This is a genomic window from Aquimarina sp. EL_43 (assembly GCF_943422735.1).
Lineage (GTDB): Bacteria > Bacteroidota > Bacteroidia > Flavobacteriales > Flavobacteriaceae > Aquimarina > Aquimarina megaterium.
Genome location: NZ_CALSBR010000001.1, coordinates 5137780 through 5152500, shown reverse-complemented (window position 1 = coordinate 5152500; position 14721 = coordinate 5137780). Strand labels below are relative to the sequence as shown.

Annotated in this window: 17 protein-coding genes; 3 read left to right on the top strand and 14 right to left on the bottom strand. The window is 32.0% G+C overall.

All coding sequences use genetic code 11. From position 1 onward, the window contains the following. Positions 1–42: 42 nt before the first annotated feature. Positions 43–1284, bottom strand: coding sequence for a S41 family peptidase (locus tag NNL09_RS22180; protein WP_196911357.1), 1242 nt, complete (start codon positions 1282–1284; stop codon positions 43–45). A 188-nt stretch (positions 1285–1472) separates the two neighbouring features. Here NNL09_RS22180 and NNL09_RS22175 point away from each other — a divergent pair, with 188 nt between their 5' ends. Together NNL09_RS22175 and NNL09_RS22170 are read left to right on the top strand one after the other, a co-directional pair. Continuing rightward, the gene (locus tag NNL09_RS22175) at positions 1473–2459 is read left to right on the top strand and encodes a sensor histidine kinase (protein WP_196911356.1); all 987 of its coding nucleotides are present in this window, start codon (positions 1473–1475) and stop codon (positions 2457–2459) included. Continuing rightward, positions 2456–3193, top strand: a complete 738-nt coding sequence (locus NNL09_RS22170; RefSeq protein WP_196911355.1) for a LytTR family DNA-binding domain-containing protein — start codon at positions 2456–2458, stop codon at positions 3191–3193. Before NNL09_RS22175 ends, NNL09_RS22170 begins: the two co-directional genes overlap by 4 nt. Positions 3194–3397: 204 nt before the next feature. On the opposite strand, the gene NNL09_RS22165 is transcribed toward NNL09_RS22170, so the two are convergent. The 7 genes from NNL09_RS22165 to NNL09_RS22135 form a co-directional block, all read right to left on the bottom strand. After that, complete coding sequence (locus tag NNL09_RS22165; RefSeq protein ID WP_152538384.1) at positions 3398–3796, bottom strand: hypothetical protein; 399 nt, start codon at positions 3794–3796, stop codon at positions 3398–3400. 333 nt (positions 3797–4129) lie between these two features. After that, entirely contained in the window at positions 4130–4312 is a 183-nt protein-coding gene (locus NNL09_RS22160) for a hypothetical protein (RefSeq protein WP_152538385.1), read from the bottom strand. Positions 4313–4497: 185 nt separating this feature from the next. Next, the gene (locus NNL09_RS22155) at positions 4498–4686 is read right to left on the bottom strand and encodes a hypothetical protein (protein ID WP_025668177.1); all 189 of its coding nucleotides are present in this window, start codon (positions 4684–4686) and stop codon (positions 4498–4500) included. Positions 4687–4817: 131 nt separating this feature from the next. Then, complete coding sequence (locus NNL09_RS22150) at positions 4818–5003, bottom strand: hypothetical protein (protein WP_131248769.1); 186 nt, start codon at positions 5001–5003, stop codon at positions 4818–4820. Between the two features lie 185 nt (positions 5004–5188). Next, on the bottom strand, positions 5189–5365 hold the full coding sequence (locus tag NNL09_RS22145; RefSeq protein ID WP_160170149.1) for a hypothetical protein: 177 nt from the start codon (positions 5363–5365) through the stop codon (positions 5189–5191). Positions 5366–5549: 184 nt separating this feature from the next. Further along, positions 5550–5726 (bottom strand): hypothetical protein, encoded by a 177-nt coding sequence (locus NNL09_RS22140; protein WP_160111903.1) that lies wholly within the window; start codon positions 5724–5726, stop codon positions 5550–5552. Positions 5727–5879: 153 nt separating this feature from the next. After that, entirely contained in the window at positions 5880–6065 is a 186-nt protein-coding gene (locus NNL09_RS22135; protein WP_025667826.1) for a hypothetical protein, read from the bottom strand. 443 nt (positions 6066–6508) lie between these two features. Between NNL09_RS22135 and NNL09_RS22130 the strand changes: the two genes are divergently transcribed. Beyond that, complete coding sequence (locus NNL09_RS22130) at positions 6509–9082, top strand: endonuclease (protein ID WP_231389244.1); 2574 nt, start codon at positions 6509–6511, stop codon at positions 9080–9082. A gap of 253 nt (positions 9083–9335) precedes the next feature. Here NNL09_RS22130 and NNL09_RS22125 read toward each other — a convergent pair whose 3' ends face one another. The 6 genes from NNL09_RS22125 to recG form a co-directional block, all read right to left on the bottom strand. After that, complete coding sequence (locus NNL09_RS22125) at positions 9336–9656, bottom strand: hypothetical protein (RefSeq protein ID WP_196911353.1); 321 nt, start codon at positions 9654–9656, stop codon at positions 9336–9338. Between the two features lie 14 nt (positions 9657–9670). Further along, complete coding sequence (locus NNL09_RS22120; protein ID WP_196911352.1) at positions 9671–10447, bottom strand: glycerophosphodiester phosphodiesterase family protein; 777 nt, start codon at positions 10445–10447, stop codon at positions 9671–9673. Positions 10448–10552: 105 nt separating this feature from the next. Further along, positions 10553–11212 (bottom strand): LysE family translocator, encoded by a 660-nt coding sequence (locus NNL09_RS22115; protein ID WP_196911351.1) that lies wholly within the window; start codon positions 11210–11212, stop codon positions 10553–10555. Positions 11213–11257: 45 nt separating this feature from the next. Further along, on the bottom strand, positions 11258–11788 hold the full coding sequence (locus NNL09_RS22110) for a GNAT family N-acetyltransferase (protein ID WP_196911350.1): 531 nt from the start codon (positions 11786–11788) through the stop codon (positions 11258–11260). Between the two features lie 146 nt (positions 11789–11934). Further along, positions 11935–12462: a hypothetical protein gene (locus NNL09_RS22105; protein WP_196911349.1), complete on the bottom strand. Its 528-nt coding sequence runs from the start codon at positions 12460–12462 to the stop codon at positions 11935–11937. 121 nt (positions 12463–12583) lie between these two features. Then, positions 12584–14686: an ATP-dependent DNA helicase RecG gene (gene recG / locus NNL09_RS22100; RefSeq protein ID WP_196911399.1), complete on the bottom strand. Its 2103-nt coding sequence runs from the start codon at positions 14684–14686 to the stop codon at positions 12584–12586. Between the last annotated feature and the right edge of the window lie 35 nt (positions 14687–14721).

Genomic DNA, 14721 nt, shown 5'->3' with positions numbered 1-14721 from the left:
ATAATACTCTGGCTTTTGTTCATCATTATTGTATGCTGGTTTTTATTGTTCATACATAATATGATTAAGAAGTTTTTTTCGTCTTTCCTTCTCATTAAAAGCTTTTATGATTACATCAGGAACTGTTTGGGTTTCATCATTAGCGCTTCCATCAGGATTTAATCCCATTTCTCCGGTAAATCTAATAACAATACCGCTATTAGGAAGCGTTAATAGTAATGGATCTGTTCCAACTCCATCTCCACTTGTTTTTTCTCCTGCAACTGTAGCAAAATTTGTAGCCTTACAAAAATATGCTAAAGCTTCTGAACTAGAAAATACTTTATCATCTACCAAAAGATAAATTTTACCCAAATATTTTCTTTTGTCAGAAACTGGGTCTATTGTTATACGTTCTCTTCTAAATAGATAACTACCATCTTTTAATTCTTTTGGCATATTAGGTAATCCAATTTCTTCGTATGCAATGGTATCTTCAAAATAGTTTGGCTTAAATTTTTTTAACCTATCACAATTCTTAAATCCATAGACTATAGGGTAGGTAATGGTATCATTAATTAAATGGGGAATCATATTTTGCATCCAATATTCTGTACTACCACCATCATTACCTTGTATATCTATTATTAGGTTTTTATAATGATATGCTTTGCTAAAAAAATGCTTTAATGTATCAGCATCTTTGTCTACATAATCATAGCTAAATGATTTTACATGGATAATTGCGGTTGATAATGAATCTATAAAATCGATTTCAACATTTTGAGGTGCTTCTGTATCTATGTTGGTTTCGTTAGCATTGTTCTTATTAGCATTATTATTACGTTCTGGAAAGAAAAGTTCGCGATTAATCTTTTTCCAATATGCTGAACGAATAACATCTGATTTTTCCAATTCTTTTACATAAACTGAATATATAGAATCTTGAGCCATTCCTTGTTTATATGCATCATAAAAATAGTTATAAATTATTGTTGGGTAAGCATCTGTATGACCGTTGTTTAAATCATTAAAAATTCCATTAAGAACTTTAAAAAACTCTTTGTTATTCTTTGTCTCCTTTATTTGTTTGCTATACTTACTTTTATTTGAAAGCCAATCGATATTATGCACTCTTTTATTGATTCCAAAATAAGGGTAAGAAGCCTGAAGTTCGTTATATAAATAGTTGAAATCGTCTAATTTTTCAGATTGAGATAGTTGTATAAATGGTGTTTGTCCTAATAATGTGACACTAATTAACAGGTTTAAAATAAGAAGTATATACTTTTTTTTACGTGACATTTTTTAATTTTTTTATTGAGAAAAATAGTTATCGTACTTCAAAATTAGATGCGAAAAAAGATAGATTAAAATAATTGTGATAGGCTTAGGTGTATATGTGATGTGGTTTATTAAAAATGTGATGAATCGTGTTGGTCACAAAAAAAGAAGTGCAACTAAAGTAATCCTTACCTTTACACTTGATGAAAATGGTAGAAAAAATACTAAAAAGGCGATGGTATTATCACTCTTTAATTTGGGTACTTGCTATACTAGTAATTCTTGCTTTTTGGTCTTCAGAAAATGCTGACATACCAGAAAAGATTCTGGATACAGTTATCATTATTATTCCTTCTATTATTCTAACGTATCTTTTGTTCTTTTTTCAAGATTATTTTTTTCCTAAAAAACAGTATATCTATTTTGGTATTGTTGCCATTACAATTACAGCAATTATAGGATACTGTGCTGCATATTTTGGTACTTATTTATATGGTGAAGGAGCCGAATTAGATATTAGACAATGGATCCAAAATATGTTTATCATTTCTTTTATTGTTGTGGTGTCTCGAATAGCAAAGAGAGGTATTATAAGTCAATTAGAACTCCAAAAACTTCAGGTAGACAAACTGAAAATGGAAATTCATGTATTGAAAGCTCAGCTCAACCCTCATTTTTTGTTTAATACTATCAATAACATTTGTGGTGTTAACCAGGTTGATTCAGAGAAAAGTACTGAAATGCTAATCAACTTAGCTGAATTGCTTAGATATCATTTAGAATTTTCAACTGTTCAGAGAATTCCGGTTCGTAAAGAAATTCAACTTATAGAAGCTTTTATAGAATTGGAAAAGATGAGGTTAAGAGATAATTGTTCTGTAGAATTTAAGCGACCTGCAATAGATATTAAAACTTTTATAGCGCCGCTTCTTCTTTTGCCTTTTGTTGAGAATGCATTTAAACACGGAACACATACCTCACTTCCTAGTTTTATAGATATTAAGCTGTCTTATGACCAGTTTAAACTTGAGTTGATTATAGAAAATAGTCTGTTTAAAAATCAAAAAGTTTCTAAAAATAATATCGGACAAAAAAATACCATAAAGCGTTTACAACTCATTTATCCAGACAGACATCAACTAATTATCGAAGAAAAGAATGAAACTTATCGCGTTTATTTAATTATTAAGTTATGAATGCTACCTATACTATACTTATTATCGATGATGAGCCTTATGCTCATAATTTATTAGAAAGTTATTGTAATAAAATAGATTACGTAAAAATAGTAGGAAACTGCTATAATGGTTTAGAAGCACTTAACGAAATTAATAAGCAGCCGGTAGATATTATTCTTTTGGATATACAAATGCCAGAAATCTCTGGAATTGAGTTATTAGATACTCTTCAAAAAGAGGATATAAAAGTGATAATGGTTACGGCTTATTCTAACTACGCTATAGAAACGTACAATTATGATTTAGTAGTAGATTATTTATTGAAGCCTATAAAATTTGTTCGTTTTGTTAAAGCTTTAGAACGGGCAAGAAAAGTGATTGCGCTAGAGAAAAAAGAAACTCCTCAAAATTTTGAAACTAATACTGCTAATACTAATCCGACCTATTTTTGTATAAAAGAAGGAAAGACTATTCATAAGATTACTTATGAATCTTTACTGTATATTCAATCCTATGGTAATTATTTAAAGCTATTCCTTACCGACGGAGAAATAAAAATTATTAGAAATACGATCTCTAAAATTGATAAAGAATTATCCTTGTTTGAATTTTGCCGAATTCATAAAAGCTACCTGGTAAATTTAAAACACGTTAGCAAAATCGACGCAAATAGAATACAAATAGGAGATATTACGCTACCATTGGGGAGTAATTATTCTCACTATTTTAAGGAAAGGTTTATTAACAAATAAGCCTAAAGAGGATAATCAGATTTATCGTAATTGTGGTTAACTCTTCTAATTGAGATATATTTTTTAGTTAGTTCTGAAACGATTTTGTGTATGATTTCATAATGGAAAAATCGGTAAGATTTTTACGATTAAGATCGAAAGATAACAAAAACACAAGGTATTTATGACGTAATGAATTATACACATGTTGTGCTTAGTGTTTTTTTACTGCGTATTTTTAAAATTGTCCTCAAAATATTTTATCCACTTCCCGTTAATTAATTGTTCTCCATATTCTCGAAAGCCTCCCTCTGGAGTTTTACTGAAAATAAATCTGTTTTTTTCATTGCTTTGTACAATGAGTTGTCCATCTTTATACTCTGCAGGATATCTATTTACTCCTTTTTTAGAAAAAGGGTAGTAATAATATTTTTTATCTTTTTCATCATAATAAATTATGGTATGAAGTTGTAGGAACTCAGTATTCAATTCAATGACTAAAATACTCTTGTCTAGGTCATAAGTGATTTTTTGATGTGCAGATCCTTGCCTCGAAACGACTCCATTTTCATAAACTTTTGTGGTACCGATCCATTCTCCAATCATAAAGTTCAATTGCTCCATTTTTTCTTGCTTTAAGTTTTGGCCAAAAGCTGAATTAAATAGAAGAAGAAAAACTATGTAATAATAGCATTTCTGATAGTGTCGAGGAAATTTTTGATATTCCATATTTCGTTATCTAATATTAAATACTACAATTAAATAAAAGATATGTCTTATATCTCTCTCTCATGTATGTTTATTTACAAATCTAGAGTATTTCTATAATATTATGCTCTAAAAGAGTTTGTATATATCTAATATCTGTTTACTATCGATTGATCGATCATACCCATAAAAAAAGGATGGCTTTTTAAGCACATCCTTTTATCCATTACTTTAATATTTAAAGTATTGTTAATATAGAATACATTGTCCCCATCTGTTACATCTACCGGGTTCACAAAAACTTCCTCCAGCATAACTAATTCGACATTTGTTACGCCCACAACACGATATGCTCGCCATAGCTCCTTTAATATTTCGTTGTTGTTGTTTGGATAGTTTTTGAACTCCAGTTAATTCCAAAATGTTTTTCATTGTATGAAAGTTTTAAAAGTTAATAATTGAGATTATCTCCTGCTAAAAATATTGGATCATGTAGTAAAATACAACTCCATATTCTTGAGATTTATAAATTTCAACTTATAAAAATTGTTTTTAAAAGAGTAATAATAGGAGGTTCACTATCATCTTTTAGTGATGATGTACAATGTTGTTTTTGGTTATGCCCATGTACAACGCCCCCAACGATCACAATATCCGTAATCGCACATTTCGGTTCCGTTTGGAAATCTAACACAGCAAAATCTATTGTCTTTACAATATGGTGCTGAAACAAACGCTCCTTTGATATTTTGCTGTTGCTCTTTACTTAATTTTTGTACTCCTGATAGGTTTAAGATATCCTTCATTTTGTAAAATATTTAAAAAAGTTAATAATTCAATTTTGATTACAATGATACTACTGTACCAGAACGAACAGGTAATGATCATAAAAATGACAAACCTAAAAGTTTGTCTTTATGTATGGTTTTGATTTTTTTTAGAAAAAGATACAACGCCCCCAACGGTCACAACGACCAGGCTCGCAAAAACTTTGGTTTCCGAAGCTAATGAGACATCCTCTTCCACTAGGGCAGCAAGTTGCACGTCCCCATGCTCCTTTAATATTTTGTTGTTGTTGTTTGGTGAGTTTTTGAACACCGGTTAATTCTAAAATGTTTTTCATTGTGTGAAAGTTTTAAAAGTTAATAATTCAGATTTGCTCCATTAAAAATATTGGATCATGAAGTAAAATACAACTCCATATTCTTGAGATTTATAAATTTCAACTTATAAATAGAGGTTTTTTTTAAAAGAATAACATAGAGATTCACTATTATCTTTTAATACTTTCACACAGTGTTATTTTGGTTATGCCCACATACAACTTCCGTTAGATCGGCAATATCCATAGTCACAAAAACTTGTTCCAGGAATACGACATTTTTTAGGTCCGCAGCAGACGGCACGGCCCCAAGCCCCTTTAATATTTTGTTGTTGTTGTTTGGTGAGTTTTTGAACACCGGTTAATTCTAAAATGTTTTTCATTGTGTGAAAGTTTTAAAAGTTAATAATTCAGATTTGCTCCATTAAAAATATTGGGTCATGCAGTAAAATACAACTCCATATTCTTGATATTTATAAATTTCAACTTATAAATAGAGGTTTTTTTAAAAGAATAACATAGAGATTCACTATTATCTTTTAATACTTTCACACAGTGTTATTTTGGTTATGCCCACATACAACTTCCGTTAGATCGGCAATATCCATAGTCACAAAAACTTGTTCCAGGAATACGACATTTTCTAGGTCCGCAGCAGGTCGCACGTCCCCATGTTCCTTTAATTTGCTGTTGTTGTTCTTTACTTAATTTCTGAACACCGGTTAATTCTAAAATAGTTTTCATTGTATATATATATTTAAGTTAGTATTTAAATATACTTTAAAATAGTATGAGTCAGTTTTTTAAAACGTTAAATAACATTATTTTTAATAAAAAATGTAGCACTAAAAAAAGGCAAACTTTCTAGTTTGCCTTTTGTATGATTTTTTTGTTTTATTAGAAAAAGATACAACGCCCCCAACGGTCACAACGACCAGGTTCACAAAAACTTTGATTTCCAAAGCTAATAAGGCATCCTCTTCCACTTGGGCAGCAAGTTGCACGCCCCCATGCTCCTTTAATGTTTTGTTGCTGGTCTTTACTTAATTTCTGAACTCCTGTAACATTCAAGATTTTTTTCATCGTGTATTATATTTAAGTTATAGTTTAAATTTAATTTAAAATATTGTAAGTGAGTTACATGAAAACCGCTAAAAAAGTATGGTATTGATCTTGTTTATAACTTTGGATTAAGTCACTTAGAGGATAAAATTTTATAACAGAAAACGCTAAGAGTATTGACGATTAGTAGTATTATGTACAAAAACCACACTTATGGTTTTGTGTTTTTTTGCAGGAATTTGTTGTAAAGGATACTCTTATTTTTTGTAAGAAATAACTTATTAACAATTGTTAGAGGGAGTAATTGATTGAATTGTAGTGATTTGAATATGTTATATTGTGTAAATAGTGGATTGTCAACATACTAGGTAACTATTTGATAACGTTTTACTATAGTAAGTTTAACAAAATAATTTTAGATTCGAGATCACATAATTATGCTTAATAAACTAACTTATAACATAATGAAAAAAATAATACTCTTACTTCTGCTTATACCTGTTATGGGGTATAGCCAGATACCATCATATTACAATGATGTAAACCTAACCTTATCAGGAACTGCTTTAAAAAATGAATTAAGTGATAAGGTGACAAATACACATACCACATTTCTTAGTTATACACCAGGAGTGTGGGATGCATTAAAGCAGACCGATTTAGAACCTTCTGATCCTTCAAAAGTCGTCTTAGTATATGGATATAGTGATGCTGATGGAAATTCTAGTACAGACAGAACACGAGGAGTAAACAATAATGGAGGAGGGTCTACCGATTGGAACAGGGAGCACGTTTATCCAAAATCATTAGGTAATCCCAACTTGGGAACACAAGGGCCAGGAGCAGATGCACATCACTTACGACCTGCAGATGTACAGCGCAATTCATCAAGAGGAAATAGAAAGTTTGCAGATGGGACGGGTAATTCTGGACCTACTTCTCAAGGCCATTGGTATCCTGGTGATGAATGGAAAGGAGATGTAGCACGTATGATGATGTATATGTATATACGCTACAATAATCGTTGTTTACCGAAGAATGTTGGAGTAGGGGCAGCAGCTACTGGTGATAGTAATATGCTACAATTATTTTTAGAATGGAATGCAGAAGACCCTGTTTCGCCATTAGAATTACAACGTAATCCAATTCTTGAAAATATACAAGGTAACAGAAACCCATTTATAGATAATCCTGCATTTGCTACGCAGATTTGGGGAGGGCCTCAAGCCGAAGACAGGTTTGGAAATACAGGAGGTAATGATATACAAGCACCAAGTATTCCGGCTAATCTCGTAGCAACAAATACAACTCAGACATCTACAGCATTATCATGGAATCCATCTACAGATAATGTTGGTGTAACAGGATATGATGTATATAGGAATGGAACATTTTTAAGTTCTTCATCAACAACTAGTTATGTTGTTTCGGGATTAACAGCTAACACTACGTATGCATTTTCTGTAAAAGCCAAAGATGCAGCAGGTAATATATCTGCAGCTAGTACTGCGATTAATGTTACCACTCAAGATACTTCAACTGGTGGTGATGCTACGGCATTGTTTTTTTCGGAGTATATAGAAGGATCTTCGAATAATAAAGCTTTGGAAATAGCAAATTATACAGGCGCATCGGTTAACCTTTCAGGATATACAATCAAAAGACAAACTAATGGCTCCGGATCTTGGTCGGGAGGATTAAACCTTTCTGGTGTTTTGGCTACTAATGATGTTTATGTAGCTGCCAATAGTTCGGCTTCGAATACTATAAAAAATGAAGCAGATCTGGTTTCGGGAGCTTCAGAATTGACTTTTAATGGTAATGATCCTGTAGGATTATTTAAGGATGGAGTTCTAATAGATGTGATAGGAACCTTTAATGGAGGATCGTCTAACTTTGCTAAGGATGCTACTCTAAGAAGAAAAGCGAATGTATCATCACCATCTGCAACATATAACACATCTGAGTGGGAATCATATCCTCAAAATACTTTTGATGGCTTGGGAAAGCATACATTCAGTGGAGGAGGTAATACCGGCTCAGATACTGAAATCCCTACAATTCCTACTAATGTAACAGTTGCTAATATTACAGAAAATAGCGCGCAGCTTTCCTGGACAGCCTCTACAGATAATATTGAGGTTACAGGATATACGATTTATCAAAATGGAGCAGTGCTAACTACTACTACCGGAGTTTCGTATAATGTATCTGGCTTGGCAGCAGGAACGAACTATTCATTTAAAATATCTGCATTTGATGCAGCAGGAAATGCTTCATCATCTAGTAATACTGTAACCGCTACTACTCTTGATACTGTAGTTTCCTATTGTGTGTCCAAAGGGAATACAGTAAAATATGAATATATTGATTATGTGGGAATAGGAGGGATCTCTAACACCACATTGGCTAATGGCGGTTATGGAGATTTTACAGCTCAGGTAGCAAATCTTAACTATGGAGCTAATACTATTGTATTAAGTGTTGGGTTTGCAAGCGCATCTTATACAGAACATTGGGCGGTATGGATTGATTTTAATAAAAATGGAACTTTTGAAGGGGCAGAAAAAGTAGTTAGTGCATCTACATCAGAGACAGGCAACCTATCATATAATTTTGATATACCATCTACAGCAGCATTAGGAAATACTCGAATGCGAGTTGCTATGAAATGGAACGGAGTACCAACATCTTGTGAAACTTTTGGATATGGAGAAGTAGAAGATTATACTGTAAATATAGGGTCAACCACGGGAGCTAAAGGAGCATCATCAATAAAAGTTGATAGAAAATTAGAACAGGAAGATAAAGTGTTTTTGGCCAAAGTATACCCTAATCCAGCTACAACCTATATTCAAATTAGCTTGAGAAATAAGCATGACAGTAGTTTTACATTGACAAATATGCAAGGTCGTGTAATAAAATCTGGAGTAGTAAACGATAACAAAATTTCTTTGGAGGGAATAACATCTGGTATTTATTTTATAACAATATCCAATGGAAACCGAAGTGTTTCAGAGAAAATAATGATTAAATAATTTTTTTTGCAAGTGTAATTACTAAAGCCTTACAGTATTATAGTATTGTGAGGCTTTTTTTATTTAATGATTTATGCTATTTTTAATTCTATTGCTTAATTGTACAGCAAATTCTGGTTCGATATATAGTTGATGCTTTTTTCCTTTTTCTATAATGGGAGTAATACCCATTAGAGTATACCATTTGTTTTTTGGAGAATATATATCATTTTCTCCAAAATAGAGTTTTATTTTTGTTTTGGGTTTATTTGTTTCATATCGTAACCTTGTTGATGAAACCGCGTATAATGATAATATATTCTGGTTTTTTATAGCCGATTTCCAGCCAATCAAGGATATGTATTTTTCCTTTTTCTAGGGTAAGCAAGTTTTGTACTGCCCTATCAATTCCTCTGTTAGTGAATTGTTTATGAAGGTTTTCTTCGGTGTATGTTGATGTATCTAATGCTCCTAATTCACAGCAGTCATAATATTGCAACACAAAATGATCTTGAAGCTCTTTGATATAATAAGCAACCCAATCTGATTTTTTCTTTCCCCATAGGTCAGACAAAATGATTAGTTTTGGTTTCATGAGATCTTTATTCACTATAATTGATTCATAAGCTTTTTTGGGTAACCAGTAAATATTCCATTAACCCCAAGTTCTTTCATTTCGTTTAGTTCTATTTCATTATCTACAGTTTCTATTATTTCTCCTTCATACATCCAGGCCCAAAGTGTTTTGTTTCGTTTTTTTACATGCTTGACCACTCTTTTTGTTAAAACATTTACTTTACCAGCTTTTTTAGGAAGCATTAGTATATCTGATGTAATAGGAAAGAATTTATCTAAATAAAGGAAACTACTGTAGATCATTTTCTTTGCTTCTTTGGTAGGTACACCATACCTCCATTTGGGGCGTTTCTTTTTGAAAGAAGAGATTACTTCATCATATCGACTAACTATAATTATCTGGTTAGCCATAGCATATTTTTTAATTAATGTAATCAGTCGAGTAACCGCCAAGAGGTTATTTGTATGAAGATCAAGTAATAATTTAGCTTTTGGGAATTTTTGAAATACCTCTTCTACAGTTGGGATTTGTATAGGGTTCTCACGGTATATAAATTCATTTTCAACATTAAAATTATACCCTGCATTTAACTGCTGTATTTCTTTTAGAGTAAGTAAGTGAATTTTGTTGTTTACCCCAGTGATTCGTTTTGTTTGATAATCATGAAATAGCACTAATTTTTGATCTTTAGTAATCTGAATATCCATTTCTACCCACCAATCTGGATTTATTGATTGACAATGGTGTATTCCTTCAATTGTATTTTCAGGATTTTCACCTCTTCCACAACCGTAACATACTATTTCCATACCTAACTATTATTTTGTATCATATGATTCGGTAAAAGGACTTCGTTTTCAGGGTGTAGTGACAAAAAACTGGCGATGAATGTATTAAATGATATGAATATCTAATTATTTAGTATTAGAATGTGTTGTAGGCTGGTTAATGGTTAGCGTTATTAGACCAAGAGCTATGTAAATAGAACCTGTAATATTTTTTTGTCTTTTGAGGTATTTTTTTGAGCTAGTAAACCATTTTGATATTTTTACAGAAAGTAAAACATATAAGGTGTCGCTCAATATTGCAAAAACAGTAAACAAAATACCAAGAAATAATATTTGACTGGCATTACCTCCTTTATCAATATTTATGAATTGCGGTAAAAAAGAAAAAAAGAATATTGCTGTCTTAGGATTAAAAGTATTCACTATAATACCTTCATAAAAAATTTTGTCTAATCGCTTGTCTTTATTTGTAAGTACTGGTTGCTTACTAGGTGTTTTTTCTAATAATTTCTTGATACCTAGATAAATAAGATAGATAGCTCCTAGATACTTTACAATCGAAAATGCAGTAGAAGATGTTAGCAATATAGAAGAAATCCCTATTGCAGCGGCAGCAACATGAATCATGCTTCCAATACCTATTCCTAAAACTGAAACAATACCTGCCTTATATCCCTGTTCGACACTTTTGGCCATAATATAAAGAACAGACGGGCCGGGTATAAGAATTAATATAGAGGCAGCTGCCAAGAAAAATACAATATTTTCAAAATCTGGTAGTATCATAGTAGTAGCGTAGTGTATTATGTCTAATTATTTTAATGAAATTCATTATTCTTGAAGTACTAATCTAAAACCAAAAACAGGAAGTTCTCCTTGCATAAAGTCTAAATCTTCTGATCTTTTAAACCCCATGTTTTCATACATTTTCCATGCTACCTGCATAGCTTTTGTAGAATGAATTATCATTTGATTTTGTTTTTCATTTTTTGCAATCTGTATACAAGCATTTGTTAAACGTTTGCCTAAACCTTTACCTCTGGTAGCTGGATCGACTGCCAGTAACCTAAATCCAGAAGCATGTTTTTCTGTTGTAGCCGTACCGCCAGAACCATAATATTTCATGTCACCAAAATAAACAATACCGCCTCCTATTTTTTTATTTGAAGAAATAGCGACCAACAACTTAGTTTTAGGATTCTTTGTTAAACTTCCGATATCAGCCAACATTTTATAATAGTTGGGTTGTTCCTTTTTAGAAGGAAAACCTTCTAACTGTGAATATACATCAACCATTAGTTCTCCAATTTTTGCAAACTCATCTGGAGCAGCTTCTTTTATAATATATTCCTCATGACTCATAATTAATACTAAAAATTTATAGTAAAGCACTAAACTAATATTAGGTAACCCAAAGGCTCTAAAAGACCTGAAAACTTAGGATTACAAGAGATAAAAATATGATTATATGAATAAAAAAATCGTTTAAATCTCTTCTTAACCAAAATTTAACTCCTTGCTTTTCCTGTAAATACATTAACTTTCGGATCTATTGGATTACCAGTTGTCCTCCTAAACGATACTATTTGTCCTGTGTGGTAGAGCGCATCAGATATTGGACCATTGATCATATGCCAGAAAGGGAATTCTCCTTTGTATCCATCACTTTGTATAACGACCATATAGTTATCCATATCGTCTTTTGTATTTTTTGCATATAATTCACTTGCCTTCTTTAGATTGTACAGCGTTTTTTCTCTTAAGATATCAAAATTCAGAGGAGATAGATCGTTTGGAGTAAGTCTGATACTAGGTAAATTTTGCGCAGTATTCGTAATCATTATTGAAAGCCAATATATATGTTCTATGGTTTCATATGTATTAAATCCTTTGGCAGATGGCTTATATTTTAGATCGGTATCTGTAAGATTATCTGTAGCCCAATAATAACGATATCCAAGACCATCTATAAGTCTAGAAATTATGTTACCAGATGAATAATTCTCTGGATATTCTGGTATCTGTTGATATGGCATTTTTAAGAAGTCTTTATTTATTTTTTAACTACTTTGTTTAGAGATTTCAAAGATATCGTAATACAGTTCTTATTTTAGATTATAAATTAACTAAATATGATAGTATAGTATTTATTATGTATTAAGAAATGTAATTCCATATATTCTTATGTTTGGCAAGTTGCTGATAGGTGTAGAGTAATACTTTATTTTTTTCTAAAGATAGCGAAGGATCTTCATTTAGTATTTTCATAGCATAGTGCCTTGCTGTTTTCAGAATATCATTATCTCTTACGATATCTGCTATTTTAAGATTAAGCACACCACTTTGCTGGGTACCCATAATATCTCCCGGGCCTCGTAACTTTAGATCTACTTCGGCAATATCAAAACCATCATTGGTACGTACCATAGTTTCTAATCGGGTCTTACTGTCTGCAGATAATTTGAAGCTAGTCATAAGAATGCAAAAACTTTGTTCTGCTCCACGACCTACACGTCCTCGTAACTGATGCAATTGTGATAACCCAAAACGTTCTGCACTTTCTATAATCATTACACTGGCATTTGGTACATTAACTCCAACTTCAATTACAGTAGTAGCAACCATAATTTGGGTTTCACCTTTTACAAAGCGTTCCATTTCATAATCTTTATCAGCAGGCTTCATTTTACCATGAACAATAGAAATTTGATACTCGGGAGGGGGAAAAGAGCGAGCTATACTTTCATACCCATCCATAAGATCTTTATAATCCATAGCTTCTGATTCCTGTATCAATGGATAAACAATATAAATTTGTCTTCCTTTTTGTATTTCTTCAGAAATGAATTTAAATACTTTTAATCGGTTACTATCGTATCGATGTACCGTTTTAATAGCTTTACGACCTGGCGGAAGTTCATCAATTACCGAAATATCCAGATCACCATATAAACTCATCGCTAATGTCCTGGGAATCGGAGTTGCTGTCATTACCAGAATATGAGGTGGATAAGTGTTTTTATGCCATAACTTAGCACGTTGTGCTACTCCAAATCGATGTTGCTCATCAATAATAGCTAACCCCAGATTTTTAAACTGCACTTTATCTTCTAATACAGCATGAGTACCAATTAGGATATGTAATGACCCTTCTTCTAGTTCTTCGTGGATTTTTCGTCGTTCTTTGGCTGTAGAACTACCCATTAATAATTTTACATTAATATCAAGATCTTTGGTAAGTGCAGTAATCCCCTGATAATGTTGATTTGCCAGGATTGCGGTTGGAGCCATTAAACAAGCTTGAAATCCATTATCAATAGCCAATAACATTGTCATCAATCCCACAATTGTTTTTCCCGATCCTACATCTCCTTGCAAAAGACGATTCATTTGAGCACTACTTCCAATATCATTTCTAATTTCTTTGATCACCCGTTTTTGTGCATTGGTAAGATCAAAAGGAAGGTGGTCTTTATAGAAATTATTAAAATGCTTACCCACTTCAGTAAATGGAAACCCTTTTATTTTTTGTTTTCGAATTAGTTTTTTAGTGATCAGCTGTAGCTGAATATAAAATAGCTCTTCAAATTTAAGCCGATATTGCGCTTTGGATAATAATTCCTGGCTTTTAGGAAAATGAATATTAAAAACAGCTTCACTTTTTGAAATAAGTTTAAGATCCTCAAGAATTTCCTGAGACAATGTATCATAGAAACGTACTTTGGTCTCTACAAACAATTGTTGCATCATTTTACTCATCACGCGGTTGGTGATACCTTTATTAGAGAGCTTTTCGGTAGAAGGATATATGGGTTGCATTACCGTTCTTAGATTTTTTTGATGCTCTGTCAATAGCTCCATATCGGGGTGTGGCATACTAAAACCATTATAGTATTTGGTTTTTCCAAAAATGACATAAGGAGTATTGATTTTTAAATTTTCACGAATCCACTTATGTCCTCTAAACCAAACTAACTCTATAGAACCTGTATCATCTACAAATTTAGCAACTAATCGCTTTCCTTTTTTTTGCTCTACCGTTTTAATATTAATAATCTTACCTATAATTTGTACCTCTGCCGAATTGCGTTGCAATTGGTTGATTTTATAATATTGTGTTTTATCAAGATATCGATTCGGGAAAAAGTTAACCAAATCCTGGTATGTATGAATCCCCAGTTCTGACCGAAGTAAGGTAGCACGGGATGGGCCAACACCTTTTAGATAATCTATGGGAGTTTGTAAAATATTAGGATTCATCATAGCGAATATACTATATTATAGAAATATTGTCA

Coding starts and splice junctions, on each gene's coding strand:
- NNL09_RS22180 (WP_196911357.1), bottom strand. CDS start 1,284: ATGTCACGTAAAAAAAAGTATATACTTCTTATTTTAAACCTGTTAATT.
- NNL09_RS22175 (WP_196911356.1), top strand. CDS start 1,473: ATGGTAGAAAAAATACTAAAAAGGCGATGGTATTATCACTCTTTAATT.
- NNL09_RS22170 (WP_196911355.1), top strand. CDS start 2,456: ATGAATGCTACCTATACTATACTTATTATCGATGATGAGCCTTATGCT.
- NNL09_RS22165 (WP_152538384.1), bottom strand. CDS start 3,796: ATGGAGCAATTGAACTTTATGATTGGAGAATGGATCGGTACCACAAAA.
- NNL09_RS22160 (WP_152538385.1), bottom strand. CDS start 4,312: ATGAAAAACATTTTGGAATTAACTGGAGTTCAAAAACTATCCAAACAA.
- NNL09_RS22155 (WP_025668177.1), bottom strand. CDS start 4,686: ATGAAGGATATCTTAAACCTATCAGGAGTACAAAAATTAAGTAAAGAG.
- NNL09_RS22150 (WP_131248769.1), bottom strand. CDS start 5,003: ATGAAAAACATTTTAGAATTAACCGGTGTTCAAAAACTCACCAAACAA.
- NNL09_RS22145 (WP_160170149.1), bottom strand. CDS start 5,365: ATGAAAAACATTTTAGAATTAACCGGTGTTCAAAAACTCACCAAACAA.
- NNL09_RS22140 (WP_160111903.1), bottom strand. CDS start 5,726: ATGAAAACTATTTTAGAATTAACCGGTGTTCAGAAATTAAGTAAAGAA.
- NNL09_RS22135 (WP_025667826.1), bottom strand. CDS start 6,065: ATGAAAAAAATCTTGAATGTTACAGGAGTTCAGAAATTAAGTAAAGAC.
- NNL09_RS22130 (WP_231389244.1), top strand. CDS start 6,509: ATGAAAAAAATAATACTCTTACTTCTGCTTATACCTGTTATGGGGTAT.
- NNL09_RS22125 (WP_196911353.1), bottom strand. CDS start 9,656: ATGAAACCAAAACTAATCATTTTGTCTGACCTATGGGGAAAGAAAAAA.
- NNL09_RS22120 (WP_196911352.1), bottom strand. CDS start 10,447: ATGGAAATAGTATGTTACGGTTGTGGAAGAGGTGAAAATCCTGAAAAT.
- NNL09_RS22115 (WP_196911351.1), bottom strand. CDS start 11,212: ATGATACTACCAGATTTTGAAAATATTGTATTTTTCTTGGCAGCTGCC.
- NNL09_RS22110 (WP_196911350.1), bottom strand. CDS start 11,788: ATGAGTCATGAGGAATATATTATAAAAGAAGCTGCTCCAGATGAGTTT.
- NNL09_RS22105 (WP_196911349.1), bottom strand. CDS start 12,462: ATGCCATATCAACAGATACCAGAATATCCAGAGAATTATTCATCTGGT.
- recG (WP_196911399.1), bottom strand. CDS start 14,686: ATGAATCCTAATATTTTACAAACTCCCATAGATTATCTAAAAGGTGTT.